Here is a 25,512-nt window from a genome sequence, read left to right as displayed (position 1 = left end):
CCCCCATTCCCGGCCTTTCTCCCGCGAGAGGAGAAGGGAGTAGCCTTGGCCGAGGGAACCCAGCCACAAAAAGAGAAAGGGCCAGACACCCACGGTGTCTGGCCCTTTGCACGGGACTTCTCTGAGGTTCAGCCCTGTTGCTTGGTCAAACGGACTTGAGCCGCTTCCGCCAGCATGGCCAGCAGGGTCTCGGTGTCGGACCAGGAGAGACAGGCGTCTGTGATGCTCTGGCCGAAGGTGGCGGCGCAGCCGTTCTCCACGTCCTGACGCCCCTCCACCAGGAAGCTCTCGGCCATGATGCCGGCGATGCCGGTACGGCCACGGCGCAGTTGATCGCAGATATCCTGGGCGACCAGCAGCTGGCGGCGATGATCCTTCATGCTGTTGCCGTGGCTGAAATCCACCACCAGCCGCTCGGGCAGACCCACGTCGGCCAGCGCCTCGCACGCCTCGTCCACGCTGGCGGTGTCGTAGTTAGGGCGGTGGCCGCCGCGCAGGATCACGTGGCCGAAGGGGTTGCCGGCGGTACGGTAGATGGTCATCTTGCCGTCCTTGTCCGGGGAGTAGAAGATGTGGCTGTGGCGGGCGGCGCGCACCGCATCGATGGCGATGCGGGTGTTGCCGTCGGTGCCGTTCTTGAAGCCGACCGGGCAGGAGAGGGCGGAGGCCATCTCACGGTGCACCTGGGATTCCGTGGTGCGCGCGCCGATGGCGCCCCAGGTGATGAGGTCGCTGATGTACTGGCCGGTCACCATGTCGAGGAACTCGGTGGCGGTGGGCATGCCGATGGCGTTGATGTCCACCAGCAGCTTGCGGGCGAGCTTGAGCCCCTCGTTGACGTCGAAGCTGCCATCCAGGCGCGGATCGTTGATGAGTCCCTTCCAGCCGACTATGGTGCGCGGCTTCTCGAAGTAGGTGCGCATGACGATGCACAGGCTCTGCTTGTACTGCTCGCGCAAGGCGTTGAGGCGCTGGGCATACTCGTGGGCGGCGACGGGATCGTGGATGGAGCAGGGGCCGACGATGACCAGCAGGCGCTGATCCTCACCGGCGAGAATGGCTTCCACCTCCCGGCGGGCGTCCAGCAGGTTCTGGGCGATCTGGTCGTTGATGGGGAAGGCGTGCGCGAGTTCGCTCGGAGTGATCAGTGACTCCAGGCGGCGGGTGCGCAATTCATCGGTGTGAATGGACATACGACTCAATTCTCGAGTGGGTGGTGTGGGACGTCGTCTGACGAACCCTGACAAATGAAGTGCCGAAAAGGCAGAGGGATAAAATAAAGCAAAAACCCCCTGATGGAAACCATTGCGGGCTCTGCTAGGATGTGAACCCAAAAGCCATTTCAAATGAGGTAGTTATCGTGGCAAAGCCAGGCGCAACCGGGATCACCCGCATCATCAACGCCACAGGTTACAGCATGAAGGGGCTCAAATCGGCCTGGGTCAACGAGGCGGCCTTCCGTCAGGAACTGGTGCTGATCCTGCTGTTGATGCCGCTGGCCTGCTGGCTCGGTGACTCCCTGAACCAGATCCTGCTGCTCATCTGCATCAGCTGGCTGGTGGTGATCGTCGAGGTGCTGAACTCCGCCATCGAGGCGGTGGTGGACCGCGTCGGCTCCGAGCATCACGAGCTGTCGGGGCGCGCCAAGGATCTCGGCTCCGCCGCCGTCTTTATCGCGCTGGCCCTCAACGCCCTGGTGTGGGGCGCCCTGGTGGGGCGCAATCTGCTGGGCTGGTGGTAGGTCAGGCCTCATTTTCTATATCGTATTTTCCCTCTCCCTTCGAGAGAGGGCTGGGTGAGGGAGGTCTCTTCTCCCCCTCATCCCCAACCCTTCTCCCGCGAGGGGAGAAGGGAGCTAACAGGGATTAGGTTCTGCGGCATAAAAAAGCCCGTCATGGTGACGGGCTTTTTGTTGGACCGATACAGGGCCTATCAGTGCAGGATCCGGGCACGTATGGTGCCGCTGACCTCTTTGAGCTTGGTCAGGGCTTTCTCGCTGTGCTCCGTCTCCACGTCGATCACCACGTAACCGATCTGGCTGCTGGTCTGCAGGTATTGGCCGGCGATGTTGATCCCCTCGTCGGCGAAGATCTGGTTGATCTGGTTCATCACCCCAGGCTGGTTGCGGTGGATGTGCAGCAGGCGGCTGGAGCCCTTGTGACCGGGCAGGGAGACCTCCGGGAAGTTGACGGCGGAGAGGGTGGAGCCGTTGTCGGAGTATTTCACCAGCTTGTTCGCCACTTCCAGGCCTATGTTCTCCTGGGCCTCCTGGGTGGAGCCGCCGATGTGGGGGGTCAGGATCACGTTGTCCAGGCCCCGCAGCGGGGTCAGAAACTCCTCGTCGTTGGACTTGGGCTCGACGGGGAAGACGTCGATGGCGGCCCCGGACAGGTGGCCGCTCTTGATGGCTTCCGCCAGGGCCTCGATGTCCACCACGGTACCGCGGGAGGCGTTGATGAAGACGGCGCCCGGTTTCATCATGCGCAGTTGCTCGGCACCGATGAGATCCTTGGTGGAGGCGGTCTCCGGCACGTGCAGGCTGATGACGTCAGACATGTTGAGCAGCTCCACCAGGTTCGGTACCTGGATGGCGTTGCCGAGCGAGAGCTTGTTCTCGATGTCGTAGTAGTAGACCTTCATGCCGATCATTTCGGCGATGATGCCAAGTTGGGTGCCGATGTGGCCGTAGCCTATGATGCCGAGCTTCTTGCCGCGGGCCTCGACGGAGCGGTTGGCGAGCTTCTCCCAGACGCCGCGATGGCACTTGGCGTTCTTCTCGGGGATGCCGCGCAGCAGCAGCAGTATCTCCCCCAGCACCAGCTCGGCCACGGAGCGGGTGTTGGAGAAGGGGGCGTTGAACACCGGGATGCCGCGCACGTGGGCGGCGTCGAGGGCGACCTGGTTGGTGCCGATGCAGAAGCAGCCGATGGCCACCAGCTTGCCAGCGGCATCCAGCACCTTCTCGGTGAGCTGGGTGCGCGAGCGCAGGCCCACGAAGTGCACGTCGCGAATGCGCTCGATCAGATCCTCTTCCGACAGCGAGGTCTTGAGATACTCCACGTTGCTATAACCGGCAGCCCGGAAGGTCTCCACCGTGTTGGGATGGACTCCCTCCAGCAGCAACACCTTGATTTTATCCTTGTCCAGCGAAAACTTGGCTGTCATGACGATCCCTCTGTTTTATATATGTGTGCGAAAAGCGGTGCAGGTATGCGATGTGAAGAAAACCGTAAAGTAGCAAAAACGTGCGGGAGAGGGAATATTTGTGACGAAAGTCAAATTCTTTGAAGTTTTCAACGATAGTTGTAGCTGAGACTTTGCAACTCGTTGAGCCATAAACAGAAACGGCGCCAGTAGGCGCCGTTTCTGTTGGTCTCTGTGAGGGGAGTCTTCCGGGCTCGCTGCTGCAAGCGGCTCCGCCACAGGGGATGCTTAGTTGGTGATCCCGCCGACCATGGCAGATGCCTTATTGGGTAACGACCCCATCCGGGGTACCGATCAGCACGACGTCTGCACCGCGGTGGGCGAACAGGCCGTTGGTGACCACGCCCACAATGGCGTTGAGCTGCACTTCCAGCCCCTTGGCGTCGTGAATGGCCATGCCTTTGACGTCCAGGATGTGGTTGCCGTTGTCGGTCACCACCCCTTCACGCCAGACAGGGTTGCCGCCGAGCTTCTTGATCTCGCGGGCCACGTATTCGCGGGCCATGGGGATCACCTCCACCGGCAGCGGGAAGGTGCCGAGCACCGGGACCGTCTTGGTGTTGTCGATGATGCAGATGAACTTGTCGGCCACGGCGGCGACGATCTTCTCGCGGGTCAGGGCGGCGCCACCGCCCTTGATCATGTCGCGGCTGGCGTTGATCTCGTCGGCGCCATCCACGTAGACGGAGAGGGCATCGATCTCGTTGAGATCGAACACTGGGATGCCGAAGCCCTTGAGGCGCTCGGTGGAAGCGACGGAGCTCGAGACGGCGCCCTTGATCTCATCCTTCATGGTCGCCAGTGCGTCGATGAAGTGATTGACGGTGGAGCCGGTGCCGACCCCGACTATGGTGCCGGGGACCACGTATTCGAGCGCAGCCCAACCGGCCGCCTTCTTCATTTCATCTTGAGTCATGATGGATCCTTATGGAAAAAGCGGGCGCATTATATCCAAGCCCGCCCCCGAGGGCGACCACCTCGCTCACGTTCCGGGGCAAAAACCCTCAAGATGTAAATCGTTTGCCTGTTTATTGGTCATGGGGCCCCATGGCAGTCGAACATCTCGTCAGAAAAGGGTCGGGTAGTGACTCATCACGCCTCATCCACGCGGGAGAAGTCCCAGCAGCGGGTCGGGGTGAGGATCTGCGGCAGGGGCACGTCCCACTGCTCCTTGGGCACCGCATCCACCTGCTGACAATCGTGGGCGAGGCCGAGCGGCAGGGGGCCCAGCCTGTGTTCGTGCCAGCTGGCGAGGGTGCGATCGTAATAGCCGCCCCCCATGCCGAGCCGGTTGCCCGCAGCGTCAAAGGCCACCAGCGGGGTGCAGATGATGTCCAGCATGCTGTGGGGGACCACCTGCGACATGTCGAGCTCGGGCTCCGGGATGCCGAAGCGGTTGCGGAGCATGGGACTGGTGGCGGTGTAACGCTGGAACAAGAGATGCCCCGGGGTGAAGGGGTGCAGCACCGGCAAATAGACCTCCTTCTGCCGGGCCCAGAGCCAGTGAATGGCGGGCAGGGGGTTGAGCTCGCCATCGTTGGCGAGATACAGGGCGATGTGCTTGGCCGCCAGGATCTCGGGGTGCTCCTTGAAACGGGCGACGAGCTGCTGGGCCGCGGCCTGCTGCTCGTCCTGACTCAGGTCCTGCCTGCGCTGGCGGATGAGCTGGCGCAGGGTCTGGCGCGCGTCGGGGGCGGCGGCTTGCGTATCCGGCATGGGGGCTCCTTGATGATGAAGAAGAGGGCGAAAGGCTGGGATTACCTTAACAAGGGTGTGGGGGAATTAACAGCGGGGGCCGGGGCGGCTCATCGGGGTTGAGAGCGGTGAGGGCATGACTGGCCATGCCCTTCACTCGTGGGGTGGATGCTCAAGCGACTTGGCGGTTCTTCGCCGCGCTGCGGGTCTGGTGCTTGATAAAGACGGCGACGATGGCGGCCAGCACCAGCGCTCATCAGCGGTAGAAGCTGATGTTCAGGCAGCTTGGCGCTGCTCGGCGGCGCTTCTCGTCTGATGCTTGATAAACACCGCAACGATGGCCGCCAGCGCCAGTGTTCATCAGCGGTAGAAGCTGATGCTCAGGCCACTTGGCGCTGCTCGGAGGCGCTTCTCGTCTGATGCTTGATAAACACCGCAACGATGGCAGCCAGGGCCAAGGCCATGGGGTAGAAGCTCATGCTCACTACCGCCAGCGGCGACAGTGCGAAGATGGAACCCAGCAGCAGGGCCTGGGCACCCCAGGGGATGAGCCCCTGCACCACGCAGGAGAAGATATCCAGCATGGAGGCGGCGCGGCGCGGGGTGACTCCGTGCTGCTCGGCCAGATCCCGTGCCACCTTGCTCGCCACTATGATGGCGACCGTGTTGTTGGCGGTGCAGAGGTTGGTGAGGCTCACCACCCCGGCGATGCCGAGCTCCGCCGCCTTCTCGTTCTGCTCACCGTCGTGGGCACGGGTGAAGCGGGCGATCAGGGCCGCGATGCGGGCGCTGATCCAGGCCAACCCCCCCTGGCGCTCCATCAGGGCGCCGAGACCACCGATCAGCATGGAGAGCAGGAAGATCTCCTGCATGCTGGTGAAGCCCTGATAGATGTCCTTGCTGAATTGACCCAGGGGATAGTCCCCCAGCAGGCCCACGCCACCGGCTGCGATGATGCCAAGCCCCAGCACCACGAACACATTCACCCCGATCAGTGCCAGCACCAGGATCAGCACGTAGGGCATCACCTTGAGCAGATCGGCGCTGGCGGCGGAGGCGGGCACATCCCCGGTGGAGCCGAGCAGCAGATAGAGCAGGATCACCAGCACGGCGGCGGGTGCGGCGATCTTGACGTTCTCGCGGAACTTGTCCTTCATCTCGCAGCCCTGGCTGCGGGTGGCGGCGATCGTGGTGTCGGAGATGATGGAGAGGTTGTCCCCGAACATGGCGCCGGAGAGTATGGTGCCCGCCATCAGCACAGGGTTGATGCCGGTCACCTGGGCGACGCCCAGTGCCACCGGGGCGATGGCGCCTATGGTGCCCATGGAGGTGCCCATGGCTGTGGCAATAAAGGCAGAGATGAGGAAGAGGCCCGGCAGCAGGCACCAGCCCGGGATGAGCGAAAGGCCCAGGGCCACGGTGGCATCCACCCCGCCGGTGGCCTTGGCCACGGTGGCGAAGGCCCCCGCCAGCAGGTAGATGAGGCACATGGCCATGATGTTGCTGTCACCCACCCCCTTGAAGAAGGTTTCGAGGTTCTTGTTGAACCCCTCCTTGCCCAACATCAGCGCCAGCATGACGGCGGGCAGGGCGGCGACGGGGGCAGGCAGCTGATAGAAGGCGAATTCGACTCCCTGCAGGGTCAGCCAGGTGCCGGTACCGATGAAGAGAGCGAGAAAGACCAGCAGGGGTAGCAGGGCCCTGGCACTGGGTTGGGTCTGGATCATGTGTTCCTCGAAACTTGAACAATGACCTCCTGTCGCGGCCTGCGTGGATCCGACTCGGGTCGGGCACAGGGTGGGCATCCTGCCGCTATGGGGGGCCCAAGGTAGTGAGTCAGGGGCATTTGGTCAAGATAGACGTCCAGATGGACAATCTTTTTTCTCTTGTGATTTCGCCTCACCGATTAAACCTGTCGAATATTCGGTTTTATTGCCTATGGATTGTTTATTTGTCGGTTGCAAAACGGCGTCCACGGCAGGCTTTTCAAAGCAGACGCAGGCTGGTAAAACGGTCATCTTTCCATAAAAACAGATGAGAGGGTGGAGATGGACAATCCGATCCGTGTGGCCGTGATGGGCTGTAATGGTCGTATGGGCAAGGTGCTGCTGGAGGCCATCACCAACGCCGAGGGCGTGGTGGTCGGGGCGGCGCTGGAGCGACCGGGCTCTGCCGTGATAGGTCTGGATGCCGGTGAGTTGAACGGCCTCGGCCGGCTTGGGGTGCTGATCAGTGACAGCCTGGACAAGGTGCGTGACGAGTTCGATCTCATCATCGATTTCACCCGCCCCGAGGTGACCCTGGCGAACCTGGCGTTCGCCCAGGCGCACGGCAAGCAGATGGTGATCGGCACCACCGGCTTTGACGACGCGGGCAAGGCCGCCCTGCACCAGGCGGCGAGCCAGATAGGCATCGTCTTCGCTTCCAACTACTCGGTGGGGGTCAACCTGGTGTTCAAGCTGCTGGAGCAGGCCGCCAGGGTGATGGGGGATTACACCGACATCGAGATCATCGAGGGGCACCACAGACACAAGGTGGATGCCCCCTCCGGCACCGCGCTCTCCATGGGGGAAGTGGTGGCCAAGACGCTCGGACGTGACCTGAAAGAGTGCGCCGTCTACGGCCGCGAGGGGATCACCGGTGAGCGGGATCGCAACACCATCGGCTTTGCCACCATACGTGCCGGCGATCTGGTGGGGGAACACACCGTCATGTTCGCCGACATCGGCGAGCGGGTGGAGATCAGCCACAAGGCGTCCAGCCGTTTGACCTTCGCCAATGGTGCGGTGCGGGCGGGCAAGTGGCTCAAGGACCAGGCTGCCGGTCTCTACGACATGCAGGATGTCCTCAACCTGAAATAAGGGGATCGCGGGCGTTGCCTACCCAGCCAGCCGCCCCGTTGATGACCTCGGTTGTCACCCCCTGCCAAGCCCCGGTTCGCCGGGGTTTTTTACATTAGTGGTATAAACAAGGCTTAGACGCCTCTTTTTAGTCGAACCGTCATAAAACCCTTAAAGCCCCGAATTCCCCCGACCTGCATTGCGAAAATGTCATCAAAGCGTAACGGTGACGGGCCTCAATGATCCCTATTACCCCGTTTTTTTACATGTGGCAAAACAGACTAAAAATTCAAACACGTAAAAACGTTTTCCTTTCTGTTCGAAAACTTATCTATCTAAAAATGGCCATTGTTGATTGTGGTTTGTTTTTTTATTGAATCGTAACTTATTGTAATTTAACTGATAAATATTGATTTGTGTGTTTCGGTAAGCTTTCTTTCCGGCTTTCGCTCCTGCATTTTGATTTTCTTTTAGGGGAGGGGGTTGCAAAGCGGGTTAGTGCATAGATAATGGGTAATATTGCTTTTTTATTGAATTTAGATGCATTTCAGGTGAGAAAAGACGTTGAAATGCGATCGTTTTTAAGTAGAATGCGCCCAATTTGCCAGAAATCTGCCGGGTTTGAGCCCTGTTTCAAACAGTATTCGGACCCGCAACACCCAGGTAAATTGCTGAATTTAAAGCTAAATAACTGGAGGTTGTCTTGAATCACACTGCATTGCTAGTGCTGGAAGATGGAACTGTGTTCAAAGGCGTGTCGATAGGCGCCGAGGGATGTTCCGTTGGTGAAGTGGTTTTCAATACGTCGATGACGGGCTATCAGGAAATCCTCACCGATCCCTCTTACTCCCGTCAGATAGTCACCCTCACTTACCCCCATATAGGCAACACCGGCACCAACAGCGAAGATGAAGAGTCCAGTCAAATCCACGCTCAGGGATTGATCATCCGGGACCTTCCGATACTTGCCTCCAATTTCCGCAATCAGCAATCCCTCTCCGATTACCTCAAGTCTCAAAACATCGTTGGCATCGCCGACATCGACACCCGCAAACTGACCCGCATCCTGCGTGAGAAAGGCGCCCAGGCCGGCTGCATCCTGGCGGGCAAGCAGGTCGATGAGGCGTATGCTCTCGAACAGGCTCGCGCCTTCCCCGGTCTCAAGGGGATGGACCTGGCGAAAGAGGTGACCGTCAGCGACGCCTACTCCTGGACCGAAGGGAGTTGGCAGCTCGGCAAGGGCCATGTCACCCCGGCCGCCGACGAGCTCAAGTATCACGTGGTGGCCTACGACTTCGGCGTCAAGCGCAACATCCTGCGCATGTTGGTGGACCGTGGCTGCCGCCTGACAGTGGTGCCGGCCAAGACCCCGGCCGCCGAGGTACTGGCGCTCAATCCCGATGGCATCTTCCTCTCCAACGGCCCCGGTGACCCCGAGCCGTGCGATTACGCCATCGACGCCATCAAGGCCTTCCTCAATACCAACACCCCTGTGTTCGGTATCTGCCTCGGCCACCAGCTGCTGGGGCTGGCCTCCGGTGCCAAGACCCTGAAGATGAAGTTCGGTCACCATGGTGCCAACCACCCGGTGAAGAGCCTGGATGACAACACCGTCATGATCACCGCCCAGAACCACGGTTTCGCGGTGGACGAGGAGGGCCTGCCGGATTGCCTGCGCGCGACCCACGTCTCCCTGTTCGATGGCTCCCTGCAGGGCATTCATCGCACCGACCGCCCGGCCTTCAGCTTCCAGGGACACCCGGAAGCGAGCCCCGGCCCCCACGACTGTGCCGGTCTCTTTGACCACTTTATTGAATTGATTAAGCAGTATCGCGCCTAAGGAAAAGGAAAAGGAAGAGAGAAGCCATGCCAAAACGTAACGACCTACAGAGCATCCTGATCCTCGGCGCCGGCCCCATCGTCATCGGTCAGGCCTGCGAATTCGACTACTCCGGCGCCCAGGCCTGCAAGGCTCTGCGCGAGGAGGGCTACCGCGTCATCCTGGTGAACTCCAACCCGGCCACCATCATGACCGACCCCGAGATGGCCGATGCGACCTACATCGAGCCCATCACCTGGGAAGTGGTGCGTGAGATCATCAAGAAAGAGCGCCCGGACGCCATCCTGCCCACCATGGGCGGCCAGACCGCGCTGAACTGCGCCCTGGCGCTGGAGAAGCACGGCGTGCTGGCGGAGTTCGGCGTCGAGATGATCGGTGCCACGGCGGACGCCATCGACAAGGCCGAGGATCGCTCCCGCTTCGACAAGGCCATGCGCAGCATAGGCCTGGAGTGCCCGCGCGCCGGCATCGCCCACAATATGGAAGAGGCCTGGGGTGTGCAGCAGATGGTGGGCTTCCCCTGCATCATCCGTCCCTCCTTCACCATGGGTGGCTCCGGTGGCGGCATCGCCTACAACACCGAAGAGTTCGTCGAGATCTGCGAGCGCGGCCTGGACCTGTCGCCCACCAAGGAGCTGCTGATCGATGAGTCGCTGATCGGCTGGAAAGAGTACGAGATGGAGGTGGTGCGGGATCGCAACGACAACTGCATCATCGTCTGCGCCATCGAAAACTTCGACCCCATGGGCATCCACACCGGTGACTCCATCACGGTCGCGCCTGCCCAGACGCTGACCGACAAGGAGTACCAGATCATGCGCAACGCCTCCATGGCGGTGCTGCGCGAGATCGGCGTCGAGACCGGCGGCTCCAACGTCCAGTTCGGCATCAACCCGAAAGATGGCCGCATGGTCATCATCGAGATGAACCCGCGGGTGTCGCGTTCCTCCGCGCTCGCCTCCAAGGCCACCGGCTTCCCCATTGCCAAGATCGCCGCCAAGCTCGCCATCGGTTACACCCTGGACGAGCTGATGAACGACATCACCGGCGGTCGTACCCCGGCCTCCTTCGAGCCGGCCATCGACTACGTGGTCACCAAGGTGCCGCGCTTCAACTTCGAGAAGTTTGCCGGTGCCAACGACCGTCTGACGACCCAGATGAAGTCCGTCGGTGAAGTGATGGCCATCGGCCGCAACTTCCAGGAGTCCCTGCACAAGGCCCTGCGCAGCCTCGAGACCGGCAAGACCGGCTTCGACCCCATGGTGGACCTGAACGCTCCCGACTCCCTGACTCGCATCCGTCACGAGCTGCAGGACGCGGGCTGTGACCGGATCTGGTACATCGCCGATGCGTTCCGCGCCGGTCTCTCCATGGAAGGGGTCTTCAAGTTGACCAAGATCGACCCCTGGTTCCTGGTGCAGATCGAAGAGCTCATCAAGCTGGAAGAGCAGGTGAAGGAGCGCGGCATGGCCGGCCTCGACGCCGACTTCCTGCGCACCCTGAAACGCAAGGGCTTCGCCGACGCGCGCCTGGCCAAGATCCTCGGCGTGGCCGAGGGCGAGGTACGCAAGCTGCGTGCGCGCCACAATATCTTCCCGGTCTACAAGCGGGTCGATACCTGCGCCGCCGAGTTCGCCACCAACACCGCCTACATGTACTCCAGCTATGACGAGGAGTGCGAGGCGGCCCCGAGCAACCGTGACAAGATCATGATCATCGGTGGCGGCCCGAACCGCATCGGTCAGGGTATCGAATTCGACTACTGCTGCGTACACGCGGCCCTGGCCCTGCGCGAGGACGGTTACGAGACCATCATGGTCAACTGCAACCCGGAGACCGTCTCCACCGACTACGACACCTCGGACCGCCTCTACTTCGAACCGGTGACCCTGGAAGACGTGCTGGAAATCGTGCGGGTGGAAAACCCCAAGGGCGTCATCGTCCAGTACGGCGGCCAGACTCCGCTCAAGCTTGCGCGAGCATTGGAGGCGAACGGCGTGCCTGTCATCGGCACCAGCCCGGACGCCATCGACCGCGCCGAAGACCGCGAGCGCTTCCAGTCTGCCGTGGAGCGTCTCGCGCTCAAGCAGCCGGAAAACGGCACCGTCACCGCGCTGGAGCAGGCGGTGCAGGTTGCCGCCCGCATCACCTACCCCCTGGTGGTGCGCCCCTCCTATGTGCTGGGTGGCCGCGCCATGGAGATCGTCTATGACGAGCAGGATCTGCGGCGCTACTTCGCGGAGGCGGTGAGCGTCTCCAACGAGTCGCCGGTTCTGCTTGACCGCTTCCTGGACGACGCCACCGAGGTGGACGTGGACGCCATCTGCGACGGTACCGACGTGGTCATCGGCGGCATCATGGAGCACATCGAGCAGGCCGGTATTCACTCCGGTGACTCCGCCTGCTCCCTGCCGCCTTACACCCTGTCCAAGGCCATTCAGGACGAGATGCGCGAACAGGTTCGCAAGCTGGCTCTGGAGCTCGGCGTGGTCGGCCTGATGAACGTGCAGTTCGCGGTCAAGGACAACGAGATCTACCTCATCGAGGTGAACCCCCGTGCCGCCCGTACCGTTCCCTTCGTCTCCAAGGCGACCGGCGCGCCGCTGGCCAAGATCGCGGCCCGCGTGATGGCCGGTCAGAGCCTGAAGGAACAGGGCTTCACCTCTGAAATCATCCCGCCCTACTACTCGGTGAAGGAAGTGGTACTGCCGTTCGCCAAGTTCCCGGGTGTGGATCCGCTGCTGGGGCCAGAGATGCGCTCCACTGGCGAAGTCATGGGGGTGGGCAGCAGTTTCGCCGAGGCCTATGCCAAGGCCCAGCTGGGTGCCGGTCACCAGGTGCCGAGTGAAGGCCGCGCCCTGCTCTCAGTTCGCCACGGCGACAAGGAGCGGGTGGTGAACCTGGCCGCCAAGCTGCTGGAGCTGGGCTATGAGCTCGACGCCACCCATGGCACCGCCGTGACCCTGGGGGAGGCGAGCATCAACCCGCGTCTGGTGAACAAGGTGCACGAGGGTCGCCCGCACATTCTGGATCGCATCAAGAACGGCGAGTACACCTACATCGTCAACACCGCCGAGGGTCGTCAGGCCATCGAGGACTCCAAGCAGCTGCGCCGCGGCGCCCTGCAGCACAAGGTGGCCTACACCACCACGCTGCACGCGGCCTTCGCCACCTGCATGGCCATCAGCGTGGATGCCACCGCCAACGTGAACTCGGTGCAGGAGCTGCACCACAAGGTGAACAACCGCTAGTCCTGCCAAGGGCCGGGAACTCCGGCTCCGGGCCGTGCCCCTCAAAACCCCGCCAGCGATGGCGGGGTTTTCATTTATATGAACCAATGGATATATGAGTCATTGCGTCATGCAAAGGTGATATTGACTCATGATCTAAATATTTTCATATCAATGATTGCGCATATTCAGCCTTATATCGCCATTTTCGCAATCTCTCACCGCACCGCCTTCCCTATACTGGTCACTCATCACCAAGGTCATCTGCGCCTGCAGGTGCTGGCTGTCACAGGGCAGCGCATCGGGGCAGTGCGAGAGGATCAGGGCCGACGGCTTATCAGCCGCCCCGGCCGGCTCCCCCTTATCAGGGAGGGTCACTGGAAAGCGGGTGTGGGGTCATCGCCGCACCACCCGACAGGGCCAGCGTTACCGCGCCAACCCGTTCCCCCTCCCTGCAACGCCCACCTGCCGACGCCTTCGAGACCGCTTTATGGCCCCAGCCAAGGAAAGACGAATATGAGCTTCGATCACCGCAAATACCGCCGCTCCCCCGTGATCAATCTGGCGGATCGCCAATGGCCGAACCGGGTCATGACACAAGCGCCCCTCTGGTGCGCCGTGGATCTGCGTGACGGCAACCAGGCGCTGGTCGAGCCCATGACGGTGGCCCAGAAGCTGCAGATGTGGGCGCTGATGGTGCACATCGGCTTCAAGCATATCGAAGTGGGCTTCCCGGCCGCCTCCCAGCCTGATTTCGACTTCGTGCGCGAGCTTATCGATCGCAACCTCATTCCGGACGACGTCACCATCCAGGTGCTGGTGCAGGCGCGCGAAGATCTGATAGCCCGCACCTTCGAGGCCCTCAAGGGGGCCAAGCGGGCCATCGTCCACGTCTACAACTCGGTCAACCCGACCCAGCGCAACTATGTGTTCAACTCGGGCCGCGAAGGGGTCAAAGCCATCGCCGTGCAGGGGGCCCGCTGGGTGCGGGAGCATGCGGCCAGGAACCCGGGCACTGAGTGGAGCTTCCAGTACTCCCCCGAGAGTTTCAGCAGCACAGAGGTGGAGTTCGCGGTGGAGGTGTGTGACGCCGTGATCGACGAGTGGCGCTCGGCGGCCCGCCCCATGATCCTGAACCTGCCGGCGACGGTGGAGGTGAGCACGCCCAATGTGTTCGCGGATCAGGTAGAGTGGTTCTGTCGCCACCTCAGGGCGCGTCCGGAGGTGAGCATCTCCATCCACACCCACAACGATCGGGGCTGCGGGGTGGCCGCCGCCGAGCTGGCGGTGCTGGCGGGGGCGGATCGCATCGAGGGCACCCTGCTCGGCAACGGCGAGCGCACCGGCAACATGGACATAGTCACCATGGCCATGAACCTCTACAGCCAGGGGATCGATCCCGAGCTCAACCTCAGTGACATGGATGCCATCGTCGCCACCGTGGGGGCCTGCACCCAGATTGCGCTGCACCCGCGCCACCCCTACGCAGGGGAGCTGGTCTACACTGCGTTTTCCGGCAGCCACCAGGACGCCATCCGCAAGTCCCTGGCGGCGCCCAAACCCGATGCCTATTGGGATGTGGCCTATCTGCCCATAGACCCCGCCGATCTCGGTCGCAGCTACGAGGCGGTGATCCGCATCAACAGCCAGTCCGGCAAGGGTGGGGTGACCTATCTGCTGGAACGCGATCTCGGCCTGCAACTGCCGCGCTGGCTGCAGATCGACTTCAGCCGCCGGGTACAGGTGCAGGCCGAGGCAAGCAGCAGCGAGATCAGCCCCGAGCAGATCCGCGCCCTGTTCGAGCGGCACTACCTCGAACCCGTCCACGGCTATCGCATCGACCGTTTCCAGCTCGGCCACGACAACCAGGAGAGCCTGCGCCTCGAGCTGCAGACTCCAGGGGGCAGTGTACAGCTGTGCGGGGAGGGGGAGGGAGCCATCACGGCGCTGGTCAACGGCTGGGAGCGCCATACCGGGATGCATATCGACGTGCTGGATTACTCGGAACATGCCCTCAGTGCCGGCACCGAGTCTCGCGCCGCCGCCTATGTGCTGCTCAGCATCGACGGGGTGCGCCTCTGTGGCGTCGCCGTGGGGCGCGATGTGGTCAATGCCTCCCTGCAGGCGGTGATCAACGGGGCGGCCCAGCATCAGGCCCTGCGCCAGAGCGCCTGACCCTTGCCAGAGGCCATTACGGCCCCTGTTTTTTCCTCGGCAATCCCCTGACCCTGATGGTGAGGGGATTGTTTTTTATGGAAAATCTGGTTCACAATACGAAAGTTCAACGGCCTGGACTCTGCCACGGCGACGGGGTTTCCCCGTGCTGACAACCCCCGGTCGTTGCGAGATGGCGATACCTTGGAGCCAGATAGATGTTAAAGACTCCCCTCACATTATCCATACACCCGAGCCGCTTTCCGTCTCTCCCCCGTGGTCGCCGCATCGCTCTCATCTTGCTTCCCTGCCTGCTGCTGCTGACGGCCGGATGGGATGGACTCTCCTTCGAACCCCTGGCCCAGCACCACCTCTACACCATCGGTGCCCTGGCCGAGATCATCAATGTACTGACCCTGTTGTTCATGTTCTGGGTGGTGCAATGCGCCCCCCTCTCCAGGCGATCCTATCTCTATCTCTCCGTCGGACTCTACCTGTGGCTCGTCTCGGGGGTCATCGACGTGATGGATGAGGCCTATGCCCAGCCATGGTGGCTCTCCCGGGTGGAGGACAGTCTGCGCTCTCTGGGGATGCTGGCGACGGCGTGGGGGGTCTTGCTGATGGTCAAGCAGATGTACGGTACCCAGATCCGGCTGGCCTCCCTCGCCATGTCGGATGAGCTGACGGGCCTGTCCAACCGCCGCTCCTTTGGCGCCGTGCTCGAGTCCCACATGGAGGCGGGCACCCCGCTGCTGTTGCTGGATCTGGACCATTTCAAGCAGGTCAATGATCGCCATGGTCACGGCACCGGTGACAATGTGCTGCGGGAATTCGGTGCCTTGCTGCGCCAGCACTGCCCACCGGATGGTGTGGTCGCGAGACTCGGGGGGGAGGAGTTCGCCATCTGGCTGCCGGGCATCCCCATGGTCAGGGCGTGCTCCCTCGCCGAGCAGATCCGATCCGCCACCTAGTCCCTCGTCACGACGGATGGGGTCAGGGTGACGGTGAGCGTGGCGGTCGGGATCTGCCAGGAGGGGGAGGAGGCCGAGGCCCTGGTCAAGCGCACCGATCTCGCCCTCTACCGGGCCAAGCACCTCGGTCGAAACCGGGTTGAACTGGCCTGAGTCGGGGGTGCTCAGAGGTTGTAGCCCCATCAGGTTCCTTGTAATAGGCCTTCAGACACTTCACCGATCTTGCCCTCTATGGGACCAGGAGCCCGGGCAGAAGCCTGATTGAACCGGCCTGAGACGACGGCGGTCATAGGCTGTCGTCCCCATCTTGCCCCCTTGAATGAGCGCCTTCAGATCACCCTCCCAATCCACTACAATGGCTCCCTGTTTGCGTTCGGGGCCCGTCATTCGGGATGGGGACCCCGGCCCCTTCTGCTTATCGGAAGCCTTCATGACTCTTTCTCCCCGATACTTGGGCTCGGCCCATCCGCTGGTTGCCTTGCCCCTCTTGCTTGCCGCCCTGCTGGCAGGCTGTGCCAGTGAGCCCGGCATCCCCGCCGACGAGGCGGCCGCCATCGCCAAACAACCCAAGGCCATGCAGCCGCGCCAACCAGCCGACATGAAGAGCCGCATAGTGCGCTTCCTGCCGCGCCAGGTGCCGGACAAACAGGGGTGGGCCAACGACGTAGTGACGGCCCTCTCGACCCAGAACCTCACGGTGAGCGATCACAATGTCTGCAGCGTGCTGGCGGTGGCGGAGCAGGAGGCGACCTATCAGGCCGATCCCGTGGTGCCCGGTCTTGGCAAGATAGCCTGGAAGGAGATCAACCGGCGGGCCGGCAAGCTGCTCATCCCCGAATTCGTGGTGCGTTCGGCCCTCAGTATCAAGTCCCCCACTGGCAAGTCCTATGCCGAACGCATCGACAAGTTGCGCACCGAGCGGGAGATGAGCGAGATCTTCGAAGACATGATAGGCACAGTGCCCATGGGCAAGACGCTGTTTGGCAACCTCAACCCTGTGCACACCGGCGGCCCCATGCAGGTGAGCATCGCCTTCGCCGAGGCCAATGCCCGTGGCTATCCCTATCCCGTGAAGGAGTCCATTCGCCACGAGGTGTTCAGCCGCCGTGGGGGCATCTGGTTTGGCACCAGGCACATCTTCGGCTATCCCGCCGACTACCCGGATACCCTCTATCGCTTCGCCGACTTCAACGCCGGCTGGTACGCGAGCCGCAATGCCGCCTTCCAGGCCGCCGTCAGCCGGGTGAGCGGCAAGACGCTGGCGCTGGATGGGGATCTCATCCGCTATGGCTCCGACAAGCCGGGCAATACGGAGCTCGCCGTCTACAGCATCGCGAGCCGCCTCAGCATGAGCCAGACCGCCATTCGCCAGAGCCTGCGGATGGGGGATAGCAGCGACTTTGCGAAGACGGATCTCTATCACAGGGTCTATACCCTGGCGGACAAGCAGGCCGGCACCCGACTGCCGCGGGCCATACTGCCCGGGATCCAGCTCAAGAGCCCCAAGATCACCCGCAACCTCACCACCGCCTGGTTCGCCAAGCGGGTGGATGACAGGGAGCAAGCCTGCGTGCGCAAGATGGCGACGATTCGTTGATGATTTGAGGAAAAAGGGCAGTTCATTGGCTGCCTTTGTATTTTCATCTTGTCCAATATTTTAATTTTTTTATAAAAGATCAATATATGACTGTTATTCATCGATAGGATGAAATCTCGTCTGACCATCTACTTCTATATCAAGTGCGCGATATAGCATTTTATGTATCTTTAATTGCTGAGCTCTCTTCACTTCTCCTCTTGAAACAGAAGTCTGGTCTAAAAAAGACCATATGAATGTACTCAGGGAGCTCATTTTTATTCCTATAGCACCGACATGATACAAGCATATCAACATTTTATTTAGAACTTCGGTAAGCTTTGTTTCTCCTGATGTCTCTAGGTATTCTTTAGATGATATGACGCACGGGTCGTTATTGCTTTGGGTGCACAGGTCAGAGATGACATTGTCTAAACGAGATCCGCTTAGTGTAGACCTTGTAAAGGTATGCTGTAATCCACGCAATATTTCTATTGTATCATCAAATGATGGGTATATTTCTCCCCATTCTTCCTTGAGTGACTTAAGTCTCTTCTCAGAGTACTGTGCTTCTGCGGCATATATAGAACGCCATGACACACAATCTCGACCATATGCCGCCTTGAAACATTCATTAATGAATTGAAGTACATCTCTCGGTCTATACAAAGTTCTCTCCAGAATGAAGTCTCCAGACGATTGATCTCTTCCTTTCTTTGCTGTGGGAAATATATCATCGAAGGCCACCTCTTCCTTCGTGTATTGTTTCCTAAATACTTCATTTATCCTTTTCTCAATCAATTCTCTAAGTTCACCTCGATCCCAATGTATCTGTAGTATATAAGATTCATATTTTTCCTCTTGGAACCCTGGGCTTCTAGTCATATCAAAAACTAAGTCGAGTAGGTCTTTTCGCATGGCAGCAATGATCTTTACGTTTTCTAACTTTCTAAAAGTCTTAATCTCCTCAATAAGTGCTCTAATAAATCGACATCTTGTTTCAGTGTTAGCCCAGTGCTCATCTAATTGATCTATTAGAATATAGAATCGCTTCTGAGGGTCGTTGAATGAGTGTACTGATAAGAGATCTAACATCTCATTTAGTTTTTTTATCTGTAAACCACTAACAATTTGGCTTGCCCTTTGCTTAACTTCTACTTTCTCCTCATCGCTTAACCTCTTTGCACCTTGTAGACTTAGATCTACACTATTATATTTTGCACCTAAAGTTGCTTTTGTATCATTTTCCAGCTTCTTTGTTATTACTTTTAAATGTTCGTCAGTATCTAACCAAAATTTATCGCCCCATTCTCTGAAGTACTCAATGGCTTTCTTTTTAATCTCATCCTTTCTGAAAAAATCGGTTATATTATCTATAAAATTTCTATTGTCATATTCATTTTTTATGTCATATCTAAGTTTGAGGACTTCAACTATTAATATGTGCCGCCAAAGCAATCGGTAAAACAAGTCAAGATTCACACCGATATTATTCATGAATTGAATTATATCTGAGTACTCTAAAAACCTTACTGATATATCATTCGGGTCAATCTTTATATTTTTTTTGGTTGTTTGAGATATTTTATAGAGAATTGCACTTTTCCCTGCGCCAGTTCGCCCTAATATTATTGACTTAGGGTCATGTACGTCACATAGTTGTTTTATATAACCCTTGTCTATAAAGCAGGAATCAAGGAAGTCAGTGTCTGTTTCTGCATCTAAATCGCCTATCTGTAAATTTTGCTTTATTGTTATTTTGTTGCTTTGTTTAACTGTGCTCATAAATGTTAATCCTTAGTAGACGGTCAATAATTAAAGCTTTATACATAGACCTGTGTTATGAGTTATCTCTGTATGTCTGAATAATCTTTCTGCATCTCGGATATTCACTGCATCCCCAAAATTGATTTCCTCTGTTTTCTCCTCGACTGGCGGTGCGCAAGATCATGGTGCTGCCGCATTTAGGGCAAGTAGGGACGGCATGGCTGGCCTCTATGGTATCGGGCTCAGCGGTTTTTCTGGCTCGGCCGGTGACATTGCTTTCCACGGGTATTATGGGGGCGGTGCCATGGCGTGCTTTGAGATATGCCACATGTTGCTTATGGGTCTGCCAGTTGGCGGCCAGCCGCCCTTGCTCGATAGTGCCGACTATTCGCTCGACCTCTTCCACGCTCAATACTGGGGTTGTCTTGCGTTTTATATAGGTGATGAGGCCTCGTCTTAGCACATTCTCCGGCATCGGTGTCTTGAACGAGCAGTCACCGATAAAGTAAACGACGGAATGCAGCTGATGATCCGTTAGCCCCAACAGGGACTTGAGTGTCATCACATGGCTGTAATTCTGATGCAGGGGGTTTTGGAACTGATGTTTGCGGCGATAGAGCTGCTGGGTCCAACGCTTGTGTTGGGGATTGCCGAAGATCCACCCTTTCATATTCTTGGTTTCGATGACGAAAATCCCGAAGCGGGAGACGATGATGTGATCAATCTGGGTAGTGCCACCTTCGATCGGTAGCGTGACGTTCTTGAGTAGCCGGTACTCTCGCTTGTCGAGAAATAGCCTGATTGAGAGATTGAGAAACCACTCTCCCACCATGCCCTTGAACCAGGGTGTTTTGATCACGGTAGCGATCAGTAGCAGTGGTAGCAGATACCAGAGCTGGGATAGCAAAAGAGCGATAACGGGAGTGAAGTCCATTTCACTGACCCTCCATGGGAGTTTGTTTAAGGGTTAAGCCTCGACAGGGATCCTGCTTTGGTGCTTGGGGTATCCTGGGCTTTGATCGATAGTCAGCCTCTCGCGGTCGGACATCCACTTGGTGCCTAGACCCGCAGGCTGCCGCGAAATCCTCTGGCGGCATAGTAGGACTGGGCACCGTTGTGGTACAGGAAGACGCTGTCGTAGCGGCGATCGCAGAACAGGGCGCCGCCGAGTGCCCGGATCTCCGCCGGTGTCTCTACCCAGCTCGACGTCTTGGCATCGAAGCTGCCCAGCGTCTGCAGCGTCCGATATTCGGCCTCCGTCAGCAGCGCTATGCCCATCTGTGCGGCCATCTCGGTCGCGCAGCCCGCGGGTCGGTTCTCCTTCCGCGATTCCAGCCCGGCTCTGTCATAGCAGAGGCTCCTGCGCCTATCCGGGCTCTCGGCGCTGCAATCACAGAAGATGAACTGCCCGCTCTGCGGATCTTGGCCGATGACATCGGGCTCACCGCCGCTGCGCTCCATCTCGTGGAGCGAGCGCAACGCCTGCGTATTGGCATCCAGCCTGGCACGCACCTGTGACCAGGCAACCCCTTCGTGGCGCTCAGGGTATTGCTCAAAGCGGGCCTGCAAGGTGGCGAGCAAGTCGTCAATCTGACCCTGGGTCAAGTTCATCATGTTGCCTCTTTCGCTGGATCCGGTACCGCGAGAAACCCATCACGAGCCCGATTGAGATAACCGCCTGTGGTGGTTGAACAGGTCATGAGCGTCTCGCGCCCTTAAAAACTCATCGCCAGCCCGACGGAGTAGCCGTGGGTGTTGTTGCTGAACATATAGCGGGCCACCAAGCGGGTACGGGTCACGAAGATGTCGTATTTGCTGCTGTCGAGTTCGAGCCCAAGGCCGAGGGAGTTGAGGCTGTTGAAGCCGAGCAGGCCGCGCTGCTCCCCCAGGTACTCGGTGCGGGCCGCCTCCAGCACGTAGCGCAGGGGGCGATCCAGCAGGGTCCAGTCCCACATGGGGGCGCGGCGGCGCAGGTAGAGCCCCAGGTTCTCCGCCTCGGCCTGACCCGTGACGCTGGGGCTGGTGCCGGCGAAGCTCTGCAGGTGCTGATAGGAGTAGCGCAGCTCCACGTCGATGTCCTGGGGTTTGGAGAACAGCTCGTAGTCCAGCATCAGGGCGCCCCCCAGGCCGTAGACGTTGAGTCGGCCCCCATCGAGGAAGTCGAGGTTCTTGCCGGTCTTGTGCTGGATGAAGAGGGCACCGAGGCGCAGATCGCTCGCCAGGGTGCCGAGGGTAAAGTTGCCGATGGGGCGCAGCACCAGATTGCCCCCCCATTTGTCCTTGTGCAGGGTGAAGTCCCAGCCTATGCCGCCGGTGGCGGTCAGGCTGTTCCACTTGGTGGGGATGGTGCGGGTGTCGGTGCCGTCGCTGAACACGAACTGGGGATCGTAGCGGCTGTAGCCCAGGGTGCCTTCCAGATAGATGGGGAAGTCCGCGCTCATGGTGGCGCCGCCCCCGAGCTGGGTGATGGTCAGGGCGGACTGTTCGCCGGTGCTGCCACCTATGTCCAGGTTGCTGGCGGTAATGTCGGGCACCACCGTGTAGCTCATCAGGGAGACAACAGCATTGGCTCGGCGTTGTACCAGGGATTCGTCGTCGGCATGGGCCGCGAGGCTGAGCAGTCCCAGACCGGCCAGGGAGAGGGTCTTGCTGTCAAAGAGAGGGGTCAACGCCATACCTAGCTCCGTGGGCATCCTCGTCCGATGAGGAGTCCTTACACTGTAATGGTTTTTGGCCGCCTTGGCAGCGGGTCATGGCGCCAACTGACTATATTCTTTGCCAAATCTCCCGCTGGATCAGCCCCTTGCCTGTCTGCACGCCATCGCGCCTGCTGGGGTCGGCCCTTGTCCGCGAAAGCGCCGGGAAGCCCACATAAATCACAGACATTAATTTATTGTTCAGTTCTGCGGGTGTATAACGGGCCTCCCACAGGGATAGATGGGGTTGCTATCAGGGAAGAATGGCCAGCTGGGGCCCTCGGGTCTCCATGACGGATGTGCAGTACGTTGATGGGAGTCACACCGGATGCAGGACATGCTGCTTGCCATATGGCATCAGGATTTTGATCAGCTTATTCAAATGCAAGCCATCGGTTTGCTCGTCACCTGTCTGGTGGTGATCCTCTTTCTCGAATCGAGTTTCGTGTTCCTGCCCCTGCCGGGAGACAGCCTGGTGCTGCTGGCCGGTGGTCTGGTGGGGATGGGGGTGCTCGGCCCCGAGGTGACTTTCCTCTACATGCCGCTCGCCGCCGGCCTCGGCAGCCTGGTGGCCTATGTACAGGGGCATGCCCTGCACGGCACCTCCTTCATGGGGCACGTGGAGCGGATGATCCCGGAGGGGAGCCTGCCCAGGGCCTCCCGGTTGCTGGACAGATACGGCTTCTGGGCCATGTTCGTCTCCCGCTTCATCCCCTTCGTCAGGGTGCTGACGCCCATGCTGATGGGGGTCTCCCGCCTGCACCTGCCTAGGGTAATGGTGGCGAGCTTCGCCAGCGCCTTCCTCTGGGCCCTGGTGCTGAGCCTCATCGGCAAGTTCGTGATGGCGACCCCGGTATTGGCCAACCACCACGAGCTGATGACCAAGTGCCTGCTGGTGACCTCGCTCGCCCTCTTCGTCATCGCCGTCGCGGCCATCGGCATCCGCCTGCTCAAGCGGCCGACCAACCGCGTGCGCTGACAGAGCATGCAAGCAGAGGGGGCCGGGGTGCCCCCTCTGCATTGATGACAGTCCGTTCCTCCCGTGGGGATGGGGCGGCGTAAAAATAGAGACCATTTGAGGCGGCATTTGCCTCGCCTATCTGTTACACTTCGCGCCCGCGATTTCCGGCTCACACTCTGACTTGATGTCAGGCCCAGCCGTCCGTGGCCACTTGCCTCGCGATGCCGAGCCATCCATCCACTCAAGCCAATCACAGCCCAGCTGGAACACAGGAACCCAATATGAGATTTGAATCGTTCGATTTTGCCCCCGAGATTTTGCGCGCCATCTCAGATTGCGGTTATCAGGAGATGACCCCTGTGCAGCAGCAGGCGATCCCGACCATACGCCGTGGCCGCGACGTGCTGGCCAGCGCCCAGACAGGTACCGGCAAGACCGCCGCCTTCGCGCTGCCCATACTGCAGCGCCTGCTGGACAATCCGGCGCCGGTGCAGCCTTCCAACACCCGGGTGCTGATCCTGACCCCGACCCGCGAACTGGCGGCTCAGGTGGCGAGCAACATCAACGACTTCGCCAAGTACCTGGATATCAGCGTGCTGACCATCTATGGCGGCGGCAAGCAGGACGTGCAGGCCAAGAAGCTCAAGGCGGGGGCTCACATCATAGTGGCGACCCCTGGCCGTCTGCTCGAGCACCTTACCGCCTGCAACCTCAGCCTCTCCGGGGTGGAGTGTCTGGTGCTGGACGAGGCGGATCGCATCCTCGACATGGGCTTCAGCGCCGATGTGCAGCAGATCCTGCAGGCCACCAACAAGGCGCGCCAGAACCTGCTGTTCTCCGCCACCTTCTCCGATGCGGTGCGAAAGCTCGCCAACCTGATGCTGGACAGACCGCAGATCGTCAGCGTCAACAAGCAGAATTCCACCGCCGACACCGTCAGCCACACCGTCTATCCGGTGGAGCAGAAGCGCAAGCGCGAGCTGCTCTCCGAGCTCATCGGCAAGCAGAACTGGCCCCAGGTGCTGGTGTTCGCCAGTACCCGCGAGAGCTGCGACGAGCTGGTGACCGAGCTGAATCTGGATGGCATCAAGTCCGCCGTGGTGCACGGGGACAAGGCTCAGGGCAGCCGTCGCCGCGCCCTGCGTGAGTTCACGGAAGGCAAGCTGCGGGTGCTGGTGGCCACCGAGGTGGCCGCCCGTGGTCTGGACATCCCGGACCTGGAGTACGTGGTCAACTATGACTTGCCCTTCCTCGCGGAAGACTATGTGCACCGCATCGGCCGTACCGGCCGCGCCGGCAAGAGCGGCATGGCCATCTCCTTCGTCAGCCGCGAAGAGGAGCGCACCCTGCTGGAGATCGAGGCGCTGATCGGCCAGAAGATCCGCCGCATCATGGTGCCGGGTTACGAGGTGAGCAGCCGTGACGATCTGATCAAGCAGTTGCAGGAGCGCCGTCGCTTCGGCAAGCGCCCCCAGCGGGAAGACAACGCCGCCGCCCAGGCCATGGCCGAGAGCAAGCTGCAGGGTCAGCGCCTCAAGCGCCTGGCCGCCGCCAAGAAGCCGCGCCAGCCGAAATAAGGCGAGCGTTGCCCCTCTCCCTCGTGGGGGGCTTTGGTATTCAAAGGCGCCGCTGGCGCCTTTGTGTTGTTGATGACCCGGCTTCTGGCCCGCATCCAGTGTAAAGGACTCGTGATGACCACTCCCACCTACAATCAGGCCCTGTTCGACATGGCCAGCCAGAGCCTGGCCGAACTGGAACGCACCGCCTCCCAGAAGGCCGGCCAGCGCACCCCGGCTCAGGAGAGCCACTTCCTCTGTACCTGGATGGCGGACTCCCTCAAGGAGAAGCGCTTCTCCCGCCTGGTGATGGAAGACCTGAAGGCCTGGATCCAGCAGGGGCGCACCCTGGGGGCGGGCGCCGATCTGAAAGGATTGCTGGAGCGCATCGTTTGTCAGTACGGCCGCGCCATGAGCGAGCCGACGCAACTGGGAGCCAGTCTAGCCGCCCTGCTCGCCGAGTTGGAAGCGGCCGGTTGGTTAGTGTTTACCGACAGCGAACTGCAGGCGAAGTCGCGCCTGCTGAGCCAGGGCCAATCCAGTCTGGTCATCTCGGTCAGCGAGTACCAGGGGCATATCGAGGGCGGGGAGCTGCTCAAGCCCATCACCCTCTATGTGCGTGGTGACGAGACACAGCTGGCGGAGGGGGCCTTCAGGCACGGCCTGCTGCTGAGCCAGGGCAACAAGAAAATCACCCTGGTCAAACATCACAAGGCCTACCGGCTGATGCCGGGCAATGCCCAGGGCGCGCTGGCGCTGCTGGCCCGGGTCAGTGACTGATCACCCCAGGTTTTTCCCATTGCATCCACCCCGGCCCGCGCCGGGGTTTTTTATGGGGCACAGGTTGGCAAGGGGCCGGCACCGTGGGCCATGGCGCCCCCGCGAAGGCCCGTTTTTGTCGCAGCCTGGCGGAACAGGCCAGGCTCCCCCTTAGATGGGCGTCGTCCCCCATATGGAGGGATGGTGGCGCAAAATTTCTGCTCTAGGGTGAACAGGCCCCAAAGAGGGCCAAGGAAGTAAGG

Annotated in this window: 20 protein-coding genes; 11 read left to right on the top strand and 9 right to left on the bottom strand. The window is 60.1% G+C overall.

Translation table 11 applies throughout. The annotated features are described in order from the left end of the window. Positions 1–128: 128 nt before the first annotated feature. The gene (locus ACT5M9_RS03750; protein WP_457981580.1) at positions 129–1,193 is read right to left on the bottom strand and encodes a 3-deoxy-7-phosphoheptulonate synthase; all 1,065 of its coding nucleotides are present in this window, start codon (positions 1,191–1,193) and stop codon (positions 129–131) included. Positions 1,194–1,360: 167 nt separating this feature from the next. On the opposite strand from ACT5M9_RS03750, the gene ACT5M9_RS03745 reads away from it, so the two are divergent. After that, entirely contained in the window at positions 1,361–1,741 is a 381-nt protein-coding gene (locus tag ACT5M9_RS03745) for a diacylglycerol kinase (RefSeq protein ID WP_438548983.1), read from the top strand. 191 nt (positions 1,742–1,932) lie between these two features. Here ACT5M9_RS03745 and serA read toward each other — a convergent pair whose 3' ends face one another. The 4 genes from serA to ACT5M9_RS03725 all read right to left on the bottom strand — a co-directional run bounded on the left by serA (position 1,933) and on the right by ACT5M9_RS03725 (position 6,626). Beyond that, a complete protein-coding gene (gene serA / locus ACT5M9_RS03740) occupies positions 1,933–3,165 on the bottom strand; it encodes a phosphoglycerate dehydrogenase (RefSeq protein WP_457981582.1) in 1,233 nt (410 codons plus the stop codon). A gap of 301 nt (positions 3,166–3,466) precedes the next feature. Beyond that, entirely contained in the window at positions 3,467–4,120 is a 654-nt protein-coding gene (rpiA, locus tag ACT5M9_RS03735) for a ribose-5-phosphate isomerase RpiA (protein ID WP_457981584.1), read from the bottom strand. Positions 4,121–4,296: 176 nt separating this feature from the next. Then, the gene (locus ACT5M9_RS03730; protein WP_457981586.1) at positions 4,297–4,920 is read right to left on the bottom strand and encodes a 5-formyltetrahydrofolate cyclo-ligase; all 624 of its coding nucleotides are present in this window, start codon (positions 4,918–4,920) and stop codon (positions 4,297–4,299) included. A gap of 359 nt (positions 4,921–5,279) precedes the next feature. Further along, a complete protein-coding gene (locus ACT5M9_RS03725; RefSeq protein WP_457981588.1) occupies positions 5,280–6,626 on the bottom strand; it encodes a Na+/H+ antiporter NhaC family protein in 1,347 nt (448 codons plus the stop codon). A 321-nt stretch (positions 6,627–6,947) separates the two neighbouring features. Between ACT5M9_RS03725 and dapB the strand changes: the two genes are divergently transcribed. The 7 genes from dapB (at position 6,948) to ACT5M9_RS03690 (ending at position 17,531) form a co-directional block, all read left to right on the top strand. Continuing rightward, positions 6,948–7,760: a 4-hydroxy-tetrahydrodipicolinate reductase gene (dapB, locus tag ACT5M9_RS03720; protein WP_457981590.1), complete on the top strand. Its 813-nt coding sequence runs from the start codon at positions 6,948–6,950 to the stop codon at positions 7,758–7,760. A 682-nt stretch (positions 7,761–8,442) separates the two neighbouring features. Continuing rightward, entirely contained in the window at positions 8,443–9,579 is a 1,137-nt protein-coding gene (gene carA, locus ACT5M9_RS03715) for a glutamine-hydrolyzing carbamoyl-phosphate synthase small subunit (protein ID WP_457981592.1), read from the top strand. Between the two features lie 26 nt (positions 9,580–9,605). Then, a complete protein-coding gene (carB, locus tag ACT5M9_RS03710) occupies positions 9,606–12,830 on the top strand; it encodes a carbamoyl-phosphate synthase large subunit (protein WP_457981593.1) in 3,225 nt (1,074 codons plus the stop codon). Positions 12,831–13,325: 495 nt separating this feature from the next. After that, positions 13,326–14,984, top strand: a complete 1,659-nt coding sequence (leuA, locus tag ACT5M9_RS03705) for a 2-isopropylmalate synthase (protein ID WP_457981595.1) — start codon at positions 13,326–13,328, stop codon at positions 14,982–14,984. A gap of 197 nt (positions 14,985–15,181) precedes the next feature. Next, a complete protein-coding gene (locus ACT5M9_RS03700; RefSeq protein WP_457981597.1) occupies positions 15,182–15,934 on the top strand; it encodes a GGDEF domain-containing protein in 753 nt (250 codons plus the stop codon). Between the two features lie 27 nt (positions 15,935–15,961). Next, positions 15,962–16,087 carry a hypothetical protein gene (locus tag ACT5M9_RS03695; protein WP_457981599.1) on the top strand — a complete coding sequence of 42 codons (126 nt, stop codon included), beginning with the start codon at positions 15,962–15,964 and terminating at the stop codon, positions 16,085–16,087. A 277-nt stretch (positions 16,088–16,364) separates the two neighbouring features. After that, entirely contained in the window at positions 16,365–17,531 is a 1,167-nt protein-coding gene (locus tag ACT5M9_RS03690) for a DUF1615 domain-containing protein (protein ID WP_457981601.1), read from the top strand. Between the two features lie 93 nt (positions 17,532–17,624). Here the strand turns inward: ACT5M9_RS03690 and ACT5M9_RS03685 are convergent, their stop codons facing one another. The 4 genes from ACT5M9_RS03685 to ACT5M9_RS03670 all read right to left on the bottom strand — a co-directional run bounded on the left by ACT5M9_RS03685 (position 17,625) and on the right by ACT5M9_RS03670 (position 21,952). After that, positions 17,625–19,295, bottom strand: a complete 1,671-nt coding sequence (locus tag ACT5M9_RS03685) for a P-loop ATPase, Sll1717 family (protein ID WP_457981603.1) — start codon at positions 19,293–19,295, stop codon at positions 17,625–17,627. A gap of 55 nt (positions 19,296–19,350) precedes the next feature. Next, positions 19,351–20,211, bottom strand: coding sequence for an NERD domain-containing protein (locus ACT5M9_RS03680; RefSeq protein WP_457981605.1), 861 nt, complete (start codon positions 20,209–20,211; stop codon positions 19,351–19,353). A 125-nt stretch (positions 20,212–20,336) separates the two neighbouring features. Beyond that, positions 20,337–20,891, bottom strand: a complete 555-nt coding sequence (locus tag ACT5M9_RS03675; RefSeq protein WP_457981607.1) for a DUF4256 domain-containing protein — start codon at positions 20,889–20,891, stop codon at positions 20,337–20,339. Between the two features lie 101 nt (positions 20,892–20,992). Continuing rightward, entirely contained in the window at positions 20,993–21,952 is a 960-nt protein-coding gene (locus tag ACT5M9_RS03670; RefSeq protein ID WP_457981609.1) for a hypothetical protein, read from the bottom strand. A gap of 349 nt (positions 21,953–22,301) precedes the next feature. On the opposite strand from ACT5M9_RS03670, the gene ACT5M9_RS03665 reads away from it, so the two are divergent. The 3 genes from ACT5M9_RS03665 to ACT5M9_RS03655 all read left to right on the top strand — a co-directional run bounded on the left by ACT5M9_RS03665 (position 22,302) and on the right by ACT5M9_RS03655 (position 25,270). Further along, complete coding sequence (locus ACT5M9_RS03665; RefSeq protein ID WP_438548998.1) at positions 22,302–22,952, top strand: DedA family protein; 651 nt, start codon at positions 22,302–22,304, stop codon at positions 22,950–22,952. Between the two features lie 263 nt (positions 22,953–23,215). Further along, positions 23,216–24,511, top strand: a complete 1,296-nt coding sequence (locus ACT5M9_RS03660) for a DEAD/DEAH box helicase (protein WP_438548999.1) — start codon at positions 23,216–23,218, stop codon at positions 24,509–24,511. A 114-nt stretch (positions 24,512–24,625) separates the two neighbouring features. Beyond that, a complete protein-coding gene (locus ACT5M9_RS03655; protein ID WP_457981610.1) occupies positions 24,626–25,270 on the top strand; it encodes a DUF2913 family protein in 645 nt (214 codons plus the stop codon). Positions 25,271–25,512 lie beyond the last annotated feature (242 nt).

It is taken from the genome of Aeromonas sp. AE23HZ002T15 (genome assembly GCF_054165525.2).
This window is presented reverse-complemented; position numbering and strand designations above follow the sequence as displayed.

Coding starts and splice junctions, on each gene's coding strand:
- ACT5M9_RS03750 (WP_457981580.1), bottom strand. CDS start 1,193: ATGTCCATTCACACCGATGAATTGCGCACCCGCCGCCTGGAGTCACTG.
- serA (WP_457981582.1), bottom strand. CDS start 3,165: ATGACAGCCAAGTTTTCGCTGGACAAGGATAAAATCAAGGTGTTGCTG.
- rpiA (WP_457981584.1), bottom strand. CDS start 4,120: ATGACTCAAGATGAAATGAAGAAGGCGGCCGGTTGGGCTGCGCTCGAA.
- ACT5M9_RS03730 (WP_457981586.1), bottom strand. CDS start 4,920: ATGCCGGATACGCAAGCCGCCGCCCCCGACGCGCGCCAGACCCTGCGC.
- ACT5M9_RS03725 (WP_457981588.1), bottom strand. CDS start 6,626: ATGATCCAGACCCAACCCAGTGCCAGGGCCCTGCTACCCCTGCTGGTC.
- dapB (WP_457981590.1), top strand. CDS start 6,948: ATGGACAATCCGATCCGTGTGGCCGTGATGGGCTGTAATGGTCGTATG.
- carB (WP_457981593.1), top strand. CDS start 9,606: ATGCCAAAACGTAACGACCTACAGAGCATCCTGATCCTCGGCGCCGGC.
- leuA (WP_457981595.1), top strand. CDS start 13,326: ATGAGCTTCGATCACCGCAAATACCGCCGCTCCCCCGTGATCAATCTG.
- ACT5M9_RS03700 (WP_457981597.1), top strand. CDS start 15,182: ATGTTAAAGACTCCCCTCACATTATCCATACACCCGAGCCGCTTTCCG.
- ACT5M9_RS03690 (WP_457981601.1), top strand. CDS start 16,365: ATGACTCTTTCTCCCCGATACTTGGGCTCGGCCCATCCGCTGGTTGCC.
- ACT5M9_RS03685 (WP_457981603.1), bottom strand. CDS start 19,295: ATGAGCACAGTTAAACAAAGCAACAAAATAACAATAAAGCAAAATTTA.
- ACT5M9_RS03680 (WP_457981605.1), bottom strand. CDS start 20,211: ATGGACTTCACTCCCGTTATCGCTCTTTTGCTATCCCAGCTCTGGTAT.
- ACT5M9_RS03675 (WP_457981607.1), bottom strand. CDS start 20,891: ATGATGAACTTGACCCAGGGTCAGATTGACGACTTGCTCGCCACCTTG.
- ACT5M9_RS03670 (WP_457981609.1), bottom strand. CDS start 21,952: ATGGCGTTGACCCCTCTCTTTGACAGCAAGACCCTCTCCCTGGCCGGT.
- ACT5M9_RS03665 (WP_438548998.1), top strand. CDS start 22,302: ATGCAGGACATGCTGCTTGCCATATGGCATCAGGATTTTGATCAGCTT.
- ACT5M9_RS03660 (WP_438548999.1), top strand. CDS start 23,216: ATGAGATTTGAATCGTTCGATTTTGCCCCCGAGATTTTGCGCGCCATC.
- ACT5M9_RS03655 (WP_457981610.1), top strand. CDS start 24,626: ATGACCACTCCCACCTACAATCAGGCCCTGTTCGACATGGCCAGCCAG.